Origin of the sequence: Granulicella aggregans, from assembly GCF_025685565.1 — a bacterium.
GTDB lineage: Bacteria > Acidobacteriota > Terriglobia > Terriglobales > Acidobacteriaceae > Edaphobacter > Edaphobacter aggregans_B.
On record NZ_JAGSYE010000003.1, the window covers coordinates 166050 to 182634 of the forward strand.

Annotated in this window: 12 protein-coding genes; 6 read left to right on the forward strand and 6 right to left on the reverse strand. The window is 59.6% G+C overall.

All coding sequences use genetic code 11. The features are described from left to right. Nucleotides 1-160 precede the first annotated feature (160 nt). The 3 genes from OHL18_RS16080 to OHL18_RS16090 all read right to left on the reverse strand — a co-directional run bounded on the left by OHL18_RS16080 (nt 161) and on the right by OHL18_RS16090 (nt 3744). Nucleotides 161-469 carry a hypothetical protein gene (locus OHL18_RS16080; protein WP_263375895.1) on the reverse strand — a complete coding sequence of 103 codons (309 nt, stop codon included), beginning with the start codon at nt 467-469 and terminating at the stop codon, nt 161-163. Further along, nucleotides 469-1866 carry a metalloprotease TldD gene (tldD, locus tag OHL18_RS16085; RefSeq protein WP_263375896.1) on the reverse strand — a complete coding sequence of 466 codons (1398 nt, stop codon included), beginning with the start codon at nt 1864-1866 and terminating at the stop codon, nt 469-471. The genes OHL18_RS16080 and tldD overlap by 1 nt, the downstream gene beginning before the upstream one ends. 153 nt (nt 1867-2019) lie before the next feature. Next, entirely contained in the window at nt 2020-3744 is a 1725-nt protein-coding gene (locus OHL18_RS16090) for an amidohydrolase (RefSeq protein ID WP_263375897.1), read from the reverse strand. A 178-nt stretch (nt 3745-3922) separates the two neighbouring features. On the opposite strand from OHL18_RS16090, the gene OHL18_RS16095 reads away from it, so the two are divergent. The 6 genes from OHL18_RS16095 to OHL18_RS16120 all read left to right on the forward strand — a co-directional run bounded on the left by OHL18_RS16095 (nt 3923) and on the right by OHL18_RS16120 (nt 13247). Next, entirely contained in the window at nt 3923-4633 is a 711-nt protein-coding gene (locus OHL18_RS16095) for a Crp/Fnr family transcriptional regulator (RefSeq protein ID WP_263375898.1), read from the forward strand. 75 nt (nt 4634-4708) lie between these two features. Further along, nucleotides 4709-5110, forward strand: a complete 402-nt coding sequence (locus OHL18_RS16100) for a GntR family transcriptional regulator (RefSeq protein ID WP_263375899.1) — start codon at nt 4709-4711, stop codon at nt 5108-5110. Next, on the forward strand, nt 5107-6036 hold the full coding sequence (locus tag OHL18_RS16105) for an ABC transporter ATP-binding protein (protein ID WP_263375900.1): 930 nt from the start codon (nt 5107-5109) through the stop codon (nt 6034-6036). The genes OHL18_RS16100 and OHL18_RS16105 overlap by 4 nt, the downstream gene beginning before the upstream one ends. Then, the gene (locus tag OHL18_RS16110; protein ID WP_263375901.1) at nt 6033-7634 is read left to right on the forward strand and encodes an ABC-2 family transporter permease; all 1602 of its coding nucleotides are present in this window, start codon (nt 6033-6035) and stop codon (nt 7632-7634) included. The genes OHL18_RS16105 and OHL18_RS16110 overlap by 4 nt, the downstream gene beginning before the upstream one ends. Before the next feature lie 554 nt (nt 7635-8188). Next, nucleotides 8189-11452: a vitamin B12-dependent ribonucleotide reductase gene (locus tag OHL18_RS16115; protein ID WP_263375902.1), complete on the forward strand. Its 3264-nt coding sequence runs from the start codon at nt 8189-8191 to the stop codon at nt 11450-11452. 97 nt (nt 11453-11549) lie between these two features. Further along, nucleotides 11550-13247 (forward strand): DUF262 domain-containing protein, encoded by a 1698-nt coding sequence (locus OHL18_RS16120; RefSeq protein WP_263375903.1) that lies wholly within the window; start codon nt 11550-11552, stop codon nt 13245-13247. Nucleotides 13248-13506: 259 nt separating this feature from the next. Here the strand turns inward: OHL18_RS16120 and OHL18_RS16125 are convergent, their stop codons facing one another. The 3 genes from OHL18_RS16125 to OHL18_RS16135 all read right to left on the reverse strand — a co-directional run bounded on the left by OHL18_RS16125 (nt 13507) and on the right by OHL18_RS16135 (nt 16397). Further along, nucleotides 13507-14595 carry a CDP-alcohol phosphatidyltransferase family protein gene (locus OHL18_RS16125; protein WP_263375904.1) on the reverse strand — a complete coding sequence of 363 codons (1089 nt, stop codon included), beginning with the start codon at nt 14593-14595 and terminating at the stop codon, nt 13507-13509. A gap of 66 nt (nt 14596-14661) precedes the next feature. Next, the gene (locus tag OHL18_RS16130; protein ID WP_263375905.1) at nt 14662-15609 is read right to left on the reverse strand and encodes a GntR family transcriptional regulator; all 948 of its coding nucleotides are present in this window, start codon (nt 15607-15609) and stop codon (nt 14662-14664) included. Between the two features lie 74 nt (nt 15610-15683). Then, the gene (locus OHL18_RS16135) at nt 15684-16397 is read right to left on the reverse strand and encodes an MOSC domain-containing protein (protein ID WP_263375906.1); all 714 of its coding nucleotides are present in this window, start codon (nt 16395-16397) and stop codon (nt 15684-15686) included. Between the last annotated feature and the right edge of the window lie 188 nt (nt 16398-16585).

Below are 16585 nucleotides of genomic sequence, written 5' to 3' on the forward strand. Positions count from 1 at the left end.
TGGTGTCGAGGAAGGATTCCGCCTCCCGGGTCTCAACCCGGGCATTCGTTCGCCCCAGGAGTCAAAGAGGGGAAATCCAGAGCCTTGTTGTAGTGCGGGCAGATGGAAGATCGTTACACGGAAAATCTTCCTCTAGCCAGCCCGCGTTCCGAAAATGGTATTACTCGACCGGCTTCGCCGAGATCTTCGGCTCGCGTCCGTCGGTCGCCTTCTTGAAGAGAAGGCCGCTGACGCAGAACTCGGAGTCCGCAGTCAGCTTGTGCTCTACGTAAGGAATCGTGCCTGCCTTGCCGTTGCGGCCCAGCAGCTTTACTTCGCCGTAGCAGTCCTTGCAGCGAAACTCCGTGTCGCTGTCGCTCAACGCGACCGCTACTTCCTTCACCTTCCAGAAGGGTTCGTACCCGCCGCCTTCTTTGACCCGGCGGCGCTTTACCTCACATTCGTACATCTTTTCGCGTTCGACTGCCATTACTGTCCCGTTCCCCCGACCGTCATGCGGTCGAGCTTTATCGTTGGCATTCCAACTCCTACCGGAACACTCTGCCCAGCCTTGCCGCACGTCCCGATACCTTCATCGAGCGCAAGGTCATTGCCTACCATCGACACATACTTCAGCGCTTCAGGCCCATTTCCAATCAGCGTCGCGCCCTTCACCGGCCGCGTCACCTTGCCATCCTCGATCAGGTAAGCTTCACTCGCCGAGAACACAAACTTGCCGTTCGTGATGTCTACCTGCCCACCACCAAAGTTCACCGCATACAAGCCACGCTTCACACTCTTGATGATGTCTTCCGGCATGTCCTCGCCGTTCAACATATAAGTGTTCGTCATCCGCGGCATCGGGATGTGGTGATAGCTCTCCCGCCGTCCGCTGCCCGTATTCGGCGTTCCCATCAACCGCGACGACAACTTGTCCGATAGATACCCCTTCAAAATTCCGTTTTCTATTAAAACGGTTTCCTGGGTCGGATTCCCTTCGTCATCCATGTTGATCGATCCGCGACGGTTCGGCATCAAGCCGTTGTCGACTACCGTCACCTTCTCGCTCGCGACCTTCTGGCCGATCAATCCGGCAAACGCCGATGTCTTCTTCCGGTTGAAGTCCGCCTCAAGCCCATGCCCCACGGCCTCGTGCAGCAGCACTCCCGGCCATCCCGGCCCCAGGACGACTTCCATCTCGCCCGCCGGAGCAGCCACTGCTCCAAGCTGCAGGATCGCCGTCCGCGCCGCCTCGCGAGCGAAGTGCTCCGGGCTCTTATCGGTCTCACCAACGCCACGGGCGTCCTCAAAGAATTCCAGCCCGACCCGTCCGCCGCCGCCGCTCGTTCCCTTCGCCGTATTTGCGCCATCCTTCGCCAGCACAAACACATTCAACCGCGCCAGCGGCTGGGTGTCCGAAGCAAACGTCCCATCGGAGGCCGCCACCAGTATCCGGCGAAGCTCATCATTGATGCCAACCCGAACCTGCGTAATCCGCGAGTCGAACGCCCGCGCCGCCTTGTCCGCCCGCTCGAGCAGCTTCAACTTCGCCGCGATGTCCGCATCACTCTCAGCACCCGTGATCGGATAGAGCGACGCCGTCTGCGTCTCGCGGAAGCCGCTCATCAGCTCCTTCGCCGGGCCGCTTGCGATCAGCGCCGCCGTCCGAGCCGCTTTGAGTAACCTTTCGCTCGATAGATCGTCTGTATACGCGTAACCAGTCCGCTCGCCGGAGACCACGCGAATCCCGCAGCCCACGCTGATTCCCTGGCTCGCCGTCTTCACCAGTCCCTCGTCCACACCCAGCGAGGTCGACATAACTGACTCAAAGTAAAGGTCGGCGTAGTCCCCGCCCGCCGAAAGCGCCTCGCCGAGGCAGCGCTCCATCAACCGTTCGGATAACCCAAGTTTCTCGATGAAATAACGCTTATGGTCCGGAGCGGGTATAGTCACATCTTCGATTCTAGGCCCTCCATCCACAAGCAGCAACTTCGGTGCATCCAGCGCGGTTACTTTTCTGCGCCGAATTCGGCTTCGCCGCTACTTCGCCCGCTCAAAGACGACCTTTCCCTTATAGAGCGTCATCATGCACCGCATCTCCTTCAAATCAGTCGTCGGCACGGTGTAAGGATTGCGGTCCCACACCGCCAGGTCCGCCCATTTACCAGTCTCGACCGAGCCCGTCTCCGTCTCCGCGAAGATCTGCCGCGCCGCCCAGATCGTGTAGCTCTTTAGCGCCGTATGCACATCGACCGCCTCCTCCATCCCAAACGGATGCGGCCCGAATGTCCCCTTCAGCGGCTCGCGCGCGACCGACGCCCACAGTCCATACCGCGCCGCCAACGGTGTTACCCCATAGTCTGACCCGCTGGCAAAGATGATCCCATTCTTCCGGTACGTCGCAAAGGGCATCAGGTGCTTCGACCGCTCCGGACCGAACGAAACCGGCAGCGTATCGCCCAGCCACCACAGAAACTCCGCCTGCGTCTCCGGATATCCCGCGTCATACTTCTTCTGCAGCTCCTCCATCACCGAGATCGCATGGTCCGTCGGCTCATGCGCATGAATAATACTGTGCCGCAGCCCCACCGTCGGCTTCTGCTGTAGCGCCTCTGCGTAGGCATCGACAGCCAGGTCGATCGTCCGGTCGCCGATCGCATGCGTTCCCACCGAGACCCCGGCATCGTTGAACAGCAGCACCATCTTCCTGTAGACATCCGGCTCGATCGTCGAGAACCCATGCCCCGTCGGCGCGGGATGCCGCGCGTCCACCGGATAATCTTCATATCTCCAAGCCGTTCGCCCCGTAGCGCTACCATCGAGCAGAATCTTCGCCCCGCATACCTTCAAGTCCCCGCCAGGAAGTTCTTTCTCGATAACGCGATCCCTCTGAATCTCCGTCAGCGCCGCCTTCGCGCTCTCGAGCGAGTACCCCGCCCAGATCAGGTTGCATGCATGGATCGTCAACCCACCTGCACTGGCAACGTCCTTATAAGCCGCCCACTCCACCGGATAGTTGAGGTCCTTCACACCGGTCATCCCCTCTGAGTGCATGACCGCAATGCCGTTCTTCACCGATATCCTGTACTGCTCGGGAGTAATCGCAGGGATGTGTGACGACACCAGCCGTACCGCCGACTCCTCCCTCAGCATCCCGGTCGGCTTTCCCGTAGCATCGTGCTCGATCTTGCCGCCCGCTGGGTCCTTCGTCGAAGCGTCAATCTTGGCGATCGCCAGCGCCGCGCTGTTCACAATCGCATAGTGGTGCGTCACATTCTCCAGCAGCACCGGATGCCCACTGGAGATCGCGTCCAGCTCCGACAGCGTCGGCCCGCGATGCTCCGCGAGAATCCCCTCGTTCCACCGCGAACCCTGCACCCACTCCCCTGCCGGCGTCGCATCCACTCGCGCCTTCACCAGTTCCGTCAACTGCGCAAGGCTCGCGGCTCGCCCCAAATCGACACCGACAATCTCGTCCGCTCCCGTGCTCAGCAGATGGGCATGCGTGTCGATCAATCCCGGCGTGACCGTCTTCCCCGCCAGATCGACCACCTTCGTCTTCGCGCCGACCCAGCGACTCACGCTTGCGTCGGTTCCCACCGCAACTACCCGCCCGTCGCGGATCGCCACCGCCTCGGCCACGCTGTCTTTGGCATCCACCGTCAAGACCGTTCCGTGCCGCAAAACCAGGTCGGCAGGCTCAGGTGCCGCCTGTCCCCACATAACACCCGACACCAGAAAGGACCCAAATAAGGCGAATCGCATCGCATCTGCTCCTGAGAAACGTTCAAATCTGTGAATAAGTACGCTTACCTTACAGCATCTCCGCTTGCCTTCAAGTCGCACATGCTCCCGGTGAGCAGTTTTGGCCACGCATCCTTATGTTGCGTAGAGTACACTCGCCGCAGACGAGTCTCTCATCCGTCTAGATCGTGGGCGCGCAATGCCCCTCATCTACCGCAACACCATGCTTCATGCTCTCCACCCGGATGTCCTCCAACGCCTGCACCTTACATCGTTGACCCTGCCTCTGCGTCGTGACATAGAAATCCCCGGCGCAGAGATGCACCAGATCATCTTTCTCGAAGACGGAGTCGCTTCCATGACGGCATCCTTTGAAGATGGCTCTCAGGTTGAAATCGGCGTCACGGGCTACGAGTCCGTCTTGTGCGCCTCCTCCATGATGGGGACCGCGCGAAGCCTAAACCGCGTCTACATGCAGATCGCTGGCCGCGGATATGCCACCACGGTCGCCAACGCCCGGATGGAGTTCGCCCGTCACGGCCAGTTCCACAATCTCACCCTGCTTGCCAGCCAGGCCAACTTCCTCCAGACCGCGCAGACCGCCGGCTGCAATGCTCGCCACACCGTCGACAAACGTCTCGCACGCTGGCTCTTGCTCTGCGCCGACCGCATGGAATCCCCGGTAATCCATCTTCCCCACGAACACATCGCCGCCATGCTGGGGTGCAACCGCTCCACGGTCACCGTTGCTGCGGGAAAGCTGCAGCTCGACGGCCTCATCATCTACTCGCGCAGCAAGATCCGCATCCTGAACCGCTCCGGCCTGGAATCCCACTCCTGCGAGTGCTACGGCAACCTCGCCGACTATCTCGCCACTCCCGAAGAGTTCAGCGCCGCCATCCCGGCATAGTCCACTCGAAACATTGGATGCGCTATCAGGAAAAAACCAGTTGCCACCCACTGTACTACGTGTAATAGTACAGACGTGATCCCGTTCCGCGTCACATTCCGTCCCGGCGTCTCCCTCTTTGAACAGGTAGTCTACGCCGCGCGCAAGGCCATGATCTCCGGCCAACTCCGCCCCGGCGACGCCTTCCCCTCCGTCCGGGCCCTCAGCAAAGAGCTCAAGATCAATCCCAACACCGCTCACAAGATCGTCACCCAACTCCTCGCCGACGGCCTGCTCGAATCCCGTCCCGGCATCGGCACCCTCGTCGCTGAGATTCCCGACTCTACCCGCAAAGAGCGCACCGCGCTCCTCGGACACGAGATCGAAGAGCTCGTCGTCGAAGCCAAGCGCCTCGGCATCGAACTCGACGAGATGCTCGCCTCCATCTCCGCCCACTGGCAACGCCTCACCCAATCCAACGGAGGCCGCAGCAGATGACGTCCGCAATTCAGACCCGACAGCTCTCCAAGCGCTATCGCCGAACCACGGCGCTCAACGAGGTCACTCTCGACATCCCGCCGGGAGCCATCTACGCTCTCGTCGGCGCCAACGGTGCCGGCAAGACCACGCTCATCAAGCTCCTGATGAACATCCTCAGGCCCAGCTCCGGCGCGGCCACAGTTCTCGACATTCCATCGACCAAAGTGGCCGGCGCAGCCTTCGACCGTATCGGCTACGTCTCGGAGAACCAGGAGCTTCCCGAGTCCATGACCGTCTCGGCATTCCTCGCCTTCATGCGACCGTTCTATCCGAAGTGGGACAACGCCCTCGAAGCCCAGCTCGTCCAACAGTTCGATCTCCCGCTGGACCGCAAGCTCAAAAACCTCTCGCGCGGTATGAAGATGAAGGCCGCCCTCGCCAGCGCGCTCGCTTACCGCCCGTCGCTGATCGTCCTCGACGAACCTTTCTCCGGCCTCGATCCACTCGTCCGCGACGAACTCATCGAAAGCCTCCTCGAACGCGCTTCCGAGACCACCATCCTTCTCTCCTCGCACGATCTCGCCGAGATCGAAAGCTTCGCCAGCCACGTCGGCTATCTCGAACAGGGTCGCCTGCTCTTCTCCGAAGAGATGGCATCACTCTCCGCCCGGTTCCGCGAAGTCGAGATCACGCTGCCAGCCTCCAGTGCTACGGTCACACCCAACTTTCCCGAAACATGGCTGCTCACGGAACACACTGGCTCCGTCCTCCGCTTCATCGATAGCCGCTTCGACGCGGACACCTCTCCGTCGGCGCTCGCGTCTCGCTTCCCGGACTCCACCGGCATCGCCATCGAAGCCATGCCTCTTCGCGCCATCTTTCTCGCCATCGCCAAATCCGGCCGCCCTGCCCCAGGCAGACCCACGACAGGAGCTTCTCGATGAACCAGACCCTGCACATCTTCGCGAAGGACACTCGCCGCTTCTGGATCGAGATCCTTATCTCTCTAGCTCTGCTGGCAGCCTTCGCTCATGTCTCGCTTTTCTCTTACCAGCCTGGGATGCCCCGGCCGGAGTTCTTCCTCTATCCGATCTTCAACATCATCCTTATCGTCCTGATCCCCATCACCTGGTGGATTCTCGTCTCCCGCGTCGTTCACGAGGAGAACCTCGTCGGAGACCGCCAGTTCTGGATCACCCGCCCCTATCGCTGGCCCAGCCTGCTCGGCGCGAAGATTCTCTTCCTCGTCGCCTACGTTCTGCTGCCCATCGGGCTCCTGCAAACCTTCGTCCTTGCTGCTTCCGGCTTCCACGTATCGACGATCATCCCCGGGCTTCTCTTCAGCGTCGCTCTCTTTGGCGTTCTGGTCATCCTTCCGCTCTTCGCGCTCTCGACCGTAACCTCTTCCTTCGCCAGGCTCACCGTCTCGCTTCTCGCTATCTTCCTCGGGGTACTGCTCTTTGGTGCTCTCGTCACGTCCCGGGCGCAGAACGTCGATCTGTCCGTACATGCTGCATGGCCCTATCTCGCGCTATCACTCGTCGCGTCGATAGCGATCATAGGGGTGCAGTACTCGATGCGCCGCACCTTGATCGCCCGTTCCATTCTCCTTGCATCTCTGATCCTCTTGATCCTCCTGCCGGTCTTCTTCGCGACAACGCTGACTCCGCTTTACTTCCCTTCCGCAAGTGCGTCTCGTCCGGCCCCCGTAACCTTCACCTTCGATCCCGACCCGCGCCGCCACTCCAATGGAATCGCAACCGGCGTCGACGACCGATACGTCTCGGTTAGCCTTCCCGTCGTCGTAAGCGGAGTCGCTCCCAACGCACTGGCCGTCGCCGAGGGCATAAAGGTGACCCTTACGTCCTCAGACGGGAAGACCTATAGCAGTCCCTGGCGGGCTTATCGCACGTTCTACAGCTCGGATAGCAAGCTGGCGCTGCAATATGTCCCGTTTCTCGTCCCAACCGACTTCTTTGAGCACGCAAGATCGACCGCTGTCACCGCGCACATCACGCTGGGGGTCAGTCAGCTCAAATCCCAACCCTCCATTACCGTTCCGTTCCCCTCAGAAAAGACTGAGATCCCAGGCATCGGCATCTGCGCCGGAACCACGGACGGGCGACACATCGATCGAAGCCACTACGGCCTGGCCTGTACCCTCCCTTTGCGAAGCCCCGCCTACACCGAGATCTCCGTTCGCTGGTCCGATAACCGATGCGAACAGCCGCAACCTCCCTCCGACCAGCTCATTCCAGGCAAAACCTCCGTCGGATCCTTTGACAGCGATCCCGCCGACTTCGGCCTCTCGCCCCTGATCCAGCAGCCAATCAACTTCAGCAATGGCCTGGTTGCGCTCCCGAATAACGCCTCGCGTCCCCGCTTCCTGTGCTCCGGTACGCCGCTCACTCTGACCCCGTACTCTTTAACCTATCGGGCTTCGGTCGACTTCACCGCCCCGAATCTGAATCTCGCCAACTACCTTCCAAAGTCGGAAGCTAACATTGAAATGCAACAATTCTCGCCCGATCCAAACGACTAGCTACCTGGAAAAGCAGCCCTCTTGTGCGACTGCGGGCCCGCAGCCACAGTTATGGCAGCGAGCGTTCCGATTCCGCACCACTTTATCCACTTTTCCCTCAAAAATAGACTCCAACAGAGGCCCCTGCGGGCGGCCTCCGTCATCTACCCTCAAATCAGGGAATGTGAACCGCTCGTGAAACCCGCGAAAACCGGGCTGCTTGGCGATCTTCCACAGAGAATTCGCCGGATTTCTTGATCCCCTCCGCGAAATAGACCCGCAAAACCCGGTACACACAATAGCAACACAACCTGTAGTGCTTTATACTTGACGTACCCCATAGGGGGCGGTACTTTTACGACTGCAAGGCCGCAGAAATTCATCGCTCGTTCAACTTAGCCCGACCCGAACGTCCCTGAAAGACACCCGAGATTCATCCTCCCCCGACCTCGGGAGAGCCTTTTTGAACGGCACCAGCGCCCGTCGTACACGTAACCCGCAGGCCCAGAGAGTCGCTTCATCCATAAGTTGTTTCACCCAAAGATTTGATCCACCCTTAGAGGAGATTTACCAGCATGGCGACCATCCCCACCCAGGCACCCGCAACGTCGGCAAAGCAGGCCCCCGCACCGGCAGCTTCCACAAAGAACGCAGCCCCCGGCCTCACCTTCTCCCGCCACTTCTCCAAGCCCGGCGTCTCGCCATACGACGAGATCACCTGGGAGCGCCGTGACGCCGTCATCCAGGACTGGAAGGGCAACCTCATCTTCGAGCAGAAGAACGTCGAAGTCCCCACCGAGTGGTCCGTCACCGCGACCAATATCGTCGCATCGAAGTATCTCCATGGCCTGAACGGCACCGCCGAACGTGAAGACGGCGTCCGCGCCCTCATCACCCGCGTTGCCGAGTCCATCCGCGACTGGGGTATCCGCGACGGCTACTTCGCTACGCCCGAAGATGCCGCCATATTCTACGCCGAGCTCGCCCACCTTCTCCTCAACCAGAAGGTCGCCTTCAACTCCCCCGTCTGGTTCAACGTCGGCTGTGACCGCCTCGAACCCAACTCCGACGCCCAGAACTGGCACTGGAACAAGCACTCCTGCGCCGTCGAGTTCTCCGTCACCGGCTACTCCAAGCCCCAGTGCAGCGCCTGCTTCATCAACTCTGTTCAGGACTCGCTCGACTCCATCCTCACCCTCGCCAAGACCGAAGGCATGCTCTTCAAGTGGGGATCGGGCGCAGGCTCGAACCTCTCCATGATCCGCGGGTCGATGGAAACCCTCAGCGGCGGAGGAACCGCCTCCGGCCCGCTCAGCTTCATGCGCGGCTTCGACGCCTTCGCCGGCGTCATCAAGTCCGGCGGCAAGACCCGCCGCGCCGCCAAGATGGTCATCCTCAACATCGACCACCCAGACATCGAAGACTTCATCGAGTGCAAGGTGAAGGAAGAAGAGAAGGCATGGCACCTCGTCCAGGCCGGCTACGACGGTTCAGGCCCCGACTCCGAAGCCTACAGCAGCATCTTCTTCCAGAACGCCAACAACTCCGTCCGCGTCACCGACGAGTTCATGCAGGCAGTCGAGTCCGACGGAACCTTCGCCACTCGCACCGTCAAAGAGAAGAGCGTGGTCAAGGAGTACAAGGCCCGCGACCTCATGCACAAGATCGCCGAAGCCACATGGCAGTGCGGCGACCCCGGCATGCAGTACGACACCACCATCAACCGCTGGCACACGAGCAAGAACACCGCCCGCATCAACGCCTCGAACCCCTGCTCCGAGTACATGTTCCTCGATGACTCGGCCTGCAACCTGGCCAGCTTCAATCTGCTGAAGTTCCTCACCCCCGGCGGCCAGTTCGACATCGCCAGCTACCGCCACGCTATCGCGATCGTCACTACCGCGATGGAGATCATCGTCGACTCCGCCGGATACCCCACGGAGATGATCGCGAAGAACTCGCACGACTACCGCCCGCTCGGCCTCGGCTACGCCAACCTCGGCGCGCTCCTCATGGCCTTCGGCCTTCCCTATGACTCCGACGCTGGCCGCGACTTCGCCGGTGCGGTAACCGCCATCCTCTGCGGCGACGCCTACTGGCAGTCCTCCCGCATCGCCGAGACCTGCGCACCTCTAGGTGCCGCGACGCCACTCACGCAGCGCGCCGAAATCACCGGCGGAGCCTGCCCCGGCTTCTACGTCAACCGCGAGCCTTTCCTTGACGTCATCCGCATGCACCGCGCCGAAGTCAACCACATCGGCAAGTCGAAGACCAGCTCCGAGCCCTTCGTCGCGCCTCAACTGAACGAACTCGTCGCTGCGGCCAAGAACTCTTGGGACGGCGCTCTTGCCCACGGCGAAAAGTTCGGCTACCGCAACTCCCAGGTCACCGTCCTTGCCCCCACCGGCACCATCGGCTTCATGATGGACTGCGACACCACCGGCGTCGAGCCTGACCTCGCCCTCGTCAAGTACAAGAAGCTGGTCGGCGGCGGCATGATCAAGATCGTCAACAACACCGTCCCCTCGGCCCTCATCAAGCTTGGCTACAACGAGGCCGACGTCAACGCCATCGTCAGCTACATCGACGCCACCGGCACCATCGAAGGCGCTCCCGCCATCAAGCCCGAGCACCTCGCCGTCTTCGACTGCAGCTTCAAGCCCGCCAAGGGAACCCGTTCCATCTCCTGGATGGGCCACGTCAAGATGATGGGCGCGGCACAGCCGTTCCTCTCCGGCGCCATCTCGAAGACCGTCAACCTGCCGCAGGACTGCTCCGTCGACGACATCGCCGAGGCCTACATGGAGGCCTGGCGTCAGGGCGTCAAGGCCGTCGCCATCTACCGCGACAACTCCAAGGGCACCCAGCCCCTCAACGTCTCCGCGCAAACGGACGACAACAAGAAGGGCACGAAGGCCGTCAGCAGCACCGCCGAAGACACCGCCGCGATCGAAGCCGGTAAACAGAAGATCGCAACCCTCGAAGCCCAGGTCGTGTCCCTCAATACGCAGATCAAGCAGATCGCCGAAGCCAGCCTGCAAAACTCCGACGCCACCGACTCGCAGGCCCCGCCTCGCGCCGTCCGTCATCGCCTCCCCGCCGAGCGCGCCAGCGTCACCCACAAGTTCGCGCTCTCCGGCCACGAGGGCTACATCACCGTCGGCCTCTACCCCAACGGCAGCCCCGGCGAGATCTTCATCCGCATGGCCAAGGAGGGCTCCACCGTCTCCGGCCTGATGGACTCCTTCGCCACGGCCGTCTCGCTCGCCCTCCAGCACGGCGTTCCGCTGCGTGTGCTCTGCGAGAAGTTCGCCCACACCCGCTTCGAGCCCTCGGGCTGGACCGGCAACCCCGAGATCGGCTACGCCAAGTCCATCATGGATTACATCTTCCGCTGGATCCAGATGCGCTTCCTCTCCGGCACCCAGCTCGACCTCTTCGCCGGCATGAAGCAGGCAGCGTCGGTCCCGGTAGCCGGACACGTCACGGCTCCTGCCAACACGGTAAGCCTAAACGCCGCCGTAGAAGCCTTGTCATCCTTCGCCGAAGGCGGAGGACCTGCTTCTTCCTTCAACATCCCCGAGTACGCCGACCGCACCGCGCCCCAGCAAGGCATCGCCCCGGACCTTCAGGCCCGCAGCGGCCTATCCTCTGACTTGTCATCCGGAGGAACCGCTTCATCCTTCGAAGATCGCGGCATCTACCACACCGCCTCCGCCATGCGCTCCATGATCGACATGGGCGACAGCCCAAGCTGCGCCACCTGCGGAGCCATCATGACCAGAAACGGCTCCTGCTACCGCTGCAACGAGTGCGGCAGCACCAGCGGCTGCAGCTAGACACTGGAGGAAGAGGGAGAAGCATGGTATCGTCACAACCGGGCCCCGACTTGATCGGGGCCCGTTTCTTTTATTCAGAGATTTCGAGGCCAATTAGATGAAAATTCGATCTATCGACAGATCCATAAATGACATCCTAAAGGGCGGCTTTTACAAGATTCCGCGCTTTCAAAGACCGTACTCCTGGGAACGAGAGCACGTTGAGGATTTCTGGACAGATATCTTCGTCAATTCCGGACCAGATTATTTCATCGGCCCGATGGTCGTCTTCAAGCCTGAGAACTCTGACACCTCGTTCGTCGTCGACGGCCAACAAAGGCTTACAACTATCACCATGCTTTTAGCGGCGCTACGCAATGCATTTATGGATGCGAACTCGGAAGACTTGGCTTTGGGGATTCAGTCCCTCATTGAACGGCCGGACATAAACAATCAGAGCCAATACTGCCTGCAAACCGAGACCTCATACCCATATTTTCAAGATCATATCCAGAGTAAGGATGCCCCCGAAACCGAACCAAAGATCAAAGAGGAAGAGGAGGCTCTTCGTCTTACGTTCGAATATTTCTTAAGTCAAATAAATAAAACCGTCGCGGCGATTCAACTCGACAAAGCAGCAGACCCGAAAGCGATCACTCAGAGGATCAAAAAAAAACTGGCGGAGCTCAGAGATAAGCTTTTGTCCCTCAAGGTCATTTACATTGATCTTGATAACGAAGATGACGCCTATCTCATCTTCGAGACAATGAATACCCGGGGCAAAGATTTAGAGCCGGCTGACATGGTGAAGAGCCACCTGACAAAGCTCATTAAGCCCGCAAATAAGAATGTGGATATCACAAAAGACTTCTGGAACAAAATGGTAGAAACCATTGAGGGGTCGGAAGCCGATTTAACTGTAACCACATATCTCCATCACTACTGGCTTTCCCGTTACGACTACGTGACGGTGAAAGAACTTTATAAAAATATAAAGCGCAAGGTGGGAAAGAGCGAAGCCAAAACCTTTTTGCATGAACTTGTCTCTGATTCCAAAATCTATAGAGAAATTCAGGAAACTAGCTATCGAAAGTGGCAGAAGAGCGAGAGAAAGATCAAAGACTCTCTGGATGCTCTAAATCTCTTCAGGCTCAAGCAGCCACTTCCAATGGTTTTGGCTATTATGCATGCCTACAATGCAAAACAATTGACGCTTTCGCAAGTGCAGGAAACCCTATCCTCAATAGAGAAATTCCATTTCATCTTTACTGCGATCACCTCACAGCGGTCATCCGGAGGCATCTCTTTTATGTATGCCCTACACGCAAGGAACCTCCTTCAGGCGACGGATAGCAATTCCAGATCAAAAGTGCTTTCCGAGCTCAAAGCTAAGCTAAAAGATAAGCTCCCTCCGTACGAGGAATTTGAAGCCAACTTTACGACGCTCAACTTTACTAATGACTTTACTAAGCAGAAGAAACTGATCCAGTATGTACTGGGACGGCTCGACAGAAACGAAATGGCTGGGGTAGCCGTCGACTATGATCAGATGACAATTGAGCACCTCCTCTCCCAGGGCGACGGACACTCGCCGGAAGTGTACGGCAACATTGGAAATCTTTTGCTGTGTGAAAGCGCCTTTAACGGAAAGCAACTCGCGACCAAATCTTTCAAAGACAAGAAAGCCATCCTCAAGACCTCAAAGGTAACGTTGGATGCTTCGATCAAGAGTGCTTCAAGTTGGACTGCGAACGAAATCAACGCGAGAGCAAAAGCGATGGCAAAGAGATCGTTCAGTAGGGTTTGGAAGATGTGAAATCTCGATCCCTCGACTGTGTCCGCTGACGCCTCGCCAAGCGCAGACTCACAACCACAAACCGGCAGAGCCGTGCCCTTAATCCACTCCCCAGGCAAGGGGCTTTAGCCCCTGAGGTACGCTTCAGCGCTCGTCCGAAGCACCAAAGCTCCTCGCCGTGTGCCATAAGCTGGAGCAAAGTGCCAAGTGACCTCGTTAAGTGGTCGCGGGAGCCTGCGCGATCGCATCTTCGATGCCGACGAATCAAAATTGAGGAACATCATTGCTCCGGGCCCTTCTCTTTCAGGCTCACGAGTGGCCGCAATGGCTGCACTGGCTGCCGAGACGTCCCCCGTGGGACCCGCGCCTTCAAGACCTCGACCAGCAGCGCCTCGTCGGCGCGTGACATCTCAAGCACCACGACCTGCGTGTGATCGTCCGCGTCGCGATAGCTCAGGGAGATCTGCTTCGCCTCCGGCCACGGCGCTACCAGCTTCCAGATGCCCTCCGTCAGCAGACCCACATGCACCACCTTGCGGCTGCTCGACTCATAGGTGATCACATGGTCATAGGAAATCACCAGTCTGGAGGTCCCCGCAAACTCCAGCGCGTCGTTCGTTCCGATCGATAGCTTACCGTCGATGCGATTGCCCTGCAACGCCGTCCCGCCCACATACGTGACATGCTGCAAGGACTGCGCCTTCATCTCCGTGCTGCCAAGCGTCCCCAGACTCAGCATCACCGCCAGACCAACCAGCGCACCCGCCGCCCGCTTCATCTCCACTTGCTCCCGCAACAGGTCCGTCCTCATCCGCCACGCCACCACCAGCGTCTTCACATCGCGCCGCCACGCGGGCAATATGAGACTCATCGCCAGCGTCTCCGCATTGCTCAGCACGCCCAGGACAACCGCCGCGCTCATCCAGATCGAAACGTGCTGCGTCGCAAAGGTGACGACGACCGCCACAGCCAGCACCAGGCCCCAGGTCTTCGCCACGTAGGAGTGATAGCTCGCTGGCCTTCCAAACTTTGCGAAGTCGAAAGCAAAGTGCAGGGCCTCGCAGCCGAGCACCAGCAACACGCCGCTTCGGCATTGGTGCCACACAACAGGCATCCCGAAGCCTATCGCGACGGCCACGCACAGGTAAAACGCGGTATCCGCCAGCGTATCGGAGAGCCGAAGCGCCGCTGTGTCTGTCTTCCATCGCCGCGCCAGCACGCCGTCGAAGATGTCCGATAGCAACGCAGTCAGCACGATCGCCGCCAGCGCACTCCCACTCCACCCGCATCGCTCGCCAAGCACCACAATCGGTCCTAGTGCGGCACGACCCAGGACCATCGTCCACGGAATCCACTGTTTGATCTGCATCTCATCCTCCTCCATTTGCCCTGCAAGGAAGAGGCTATCGACCCCATGAGACACGCACGCGTTCGATTAGGACACTTTCGCAGGTGTCACAACCCCGCCATCGCGCATCACGGCCTGCTCAAACGGCCGCAGAAGCTCCTTCACCGACTCCGCCAGCAGAGGAAAGACAAACCGCTTCACCTTCTTTGGGACTTCCAGCCGGGATGCCGTGTAGGTATCGCACAGAATCGCGCTCGCCGCCGCCAGCCCACGCATGCGCTCCGGAGCATTCGCATCGATCAACAGGAGTGCGTCTCCGGCAACTCCGGCGGCCTGCAGCATCGTCCGTGCCGTCTCCACAAACTCCGGCCAGTGCGAGACCACTGCAATCAAATGGCCTGGCGTCGCACCCACGAGCGGCGCCAGCCAAGTCAGCGCCGAGTTTATCGGCAGTACCAGAAGCTCCACACCGATTCCTACCGCCTCCTGCACCATCAGCTTGCGGCTCGGCCTGCACAGTGGTACCGCGCCCCCAAGGCAATTGCGGTTGGCCCGGCACTCTTCCGGGTCGATCACCCTCACGTCCATCGAGGTAAGGGCGTTCAGTTCAGCCACGAAGATCTGCGCAACCTTCTCGTCCGCCTCAATCAACAGGAGATGGTCCGCAGGCGGCGCTGCGAGCCACCGAGCAACCTGCGCCCGTACCGCCTCCATGGGCAAATCAAGCTCTCGCACCGCGCGGAAGAACCCGGCAATATGCACATCGAGCACCTGTTCCGGCGTCATCGCTTTCGGTTTGCGGTCGTTCACATACATACCCGACCCGCGCCGCGACTCCACCCAGTTCTCTACCTCCAGTTGGTGATAGCTTGCACTGACCGTGTTGGGGTGGATGCCGAATCGTCGCGCCAACGCACGGGTGCTTGGCAGCCTTTCGCCTGGTTTCAGGTCCCCTGAGAGTATGGCAAGCACGATCTGTGTCCCGAGTTGCCGGTACAGCGGGACCTCGCCGCCTGGGGCGAACCACATCTTCATCTTTTAGCCCTCTGTGCTATCGTAAGCCGACCTGACAGTCTGCCACTTGCGCCAGCAGTTCGTGCGATTGCTCCCTATCCTTCCTCCCATATGTCATCTCCCGCCTCAATCCACCCAGGTGTCGTTACGGATGCGTAGACACCCACGCGTCCTTCGTATCGCCTGTCCAGAAGCTTCATCAAGGAAAATAAGGGTTCCGCATTAGGGGGTGCGTCCGGATCGTAGGTGATGAATCTACAGCGCGGTATACGTTCGCGAATCAGGAGCTTCGCCTCTTTTCCGATCCGGACCTGTCGCCCCACGAGTGCGTCCTCGGCGAACGCCCCGCCCACAAGATTGACCAGCATATTGGCTCGAAAGCGGCGCTCCCCCAAGGTCATGCCAAACTCCTTCGAGAGCGCCTCAACTGTTGGCAGCGACAACAAAGATAGGGGACGCACATCGGTCTGCGGCGTCAGGCTCTGCATTAGGGAGAGGCTGCCTGCGTCGGCAATATTCGCCTGCAGGTGGTGAAGCAATGGTGCAGAATCGATTGGATATCGCTTCCCATCTGGGGTCAGGACTTCAACTCCTCCATCGGTGCGTACATGTGGGTGATATTGCAGCATCTGGCGTCGCTCACGAGCGGTGAGACGAAGCATGCCCGCAGGAGCGCTCGAGCTCTCGAACGCATAGAGTCGATCGCGATCAAGGCCATAAGGGGCTAGATACGCTCTCGCGAGAAGTTCACCCGACATGCTCTTTACGGGGTAACGAACGATGGACACAATCTGACCGAGTATAGACATGCAGGTCATAGACTATCGTCACGTTTTGCGTGTCGGCCTCGCCCAATTCCTGGCGTTCATCGATGGGGCCGACGCTGCCGAAATCGCCGTTTTACGTGAACTAGGAGGGCATGCTCTCGCTCGAACGGTACCGGCCCTTCTACTTCAGCCACTCCTTATTCTTTTGGTCGTCGCGAACTCCGTATCCC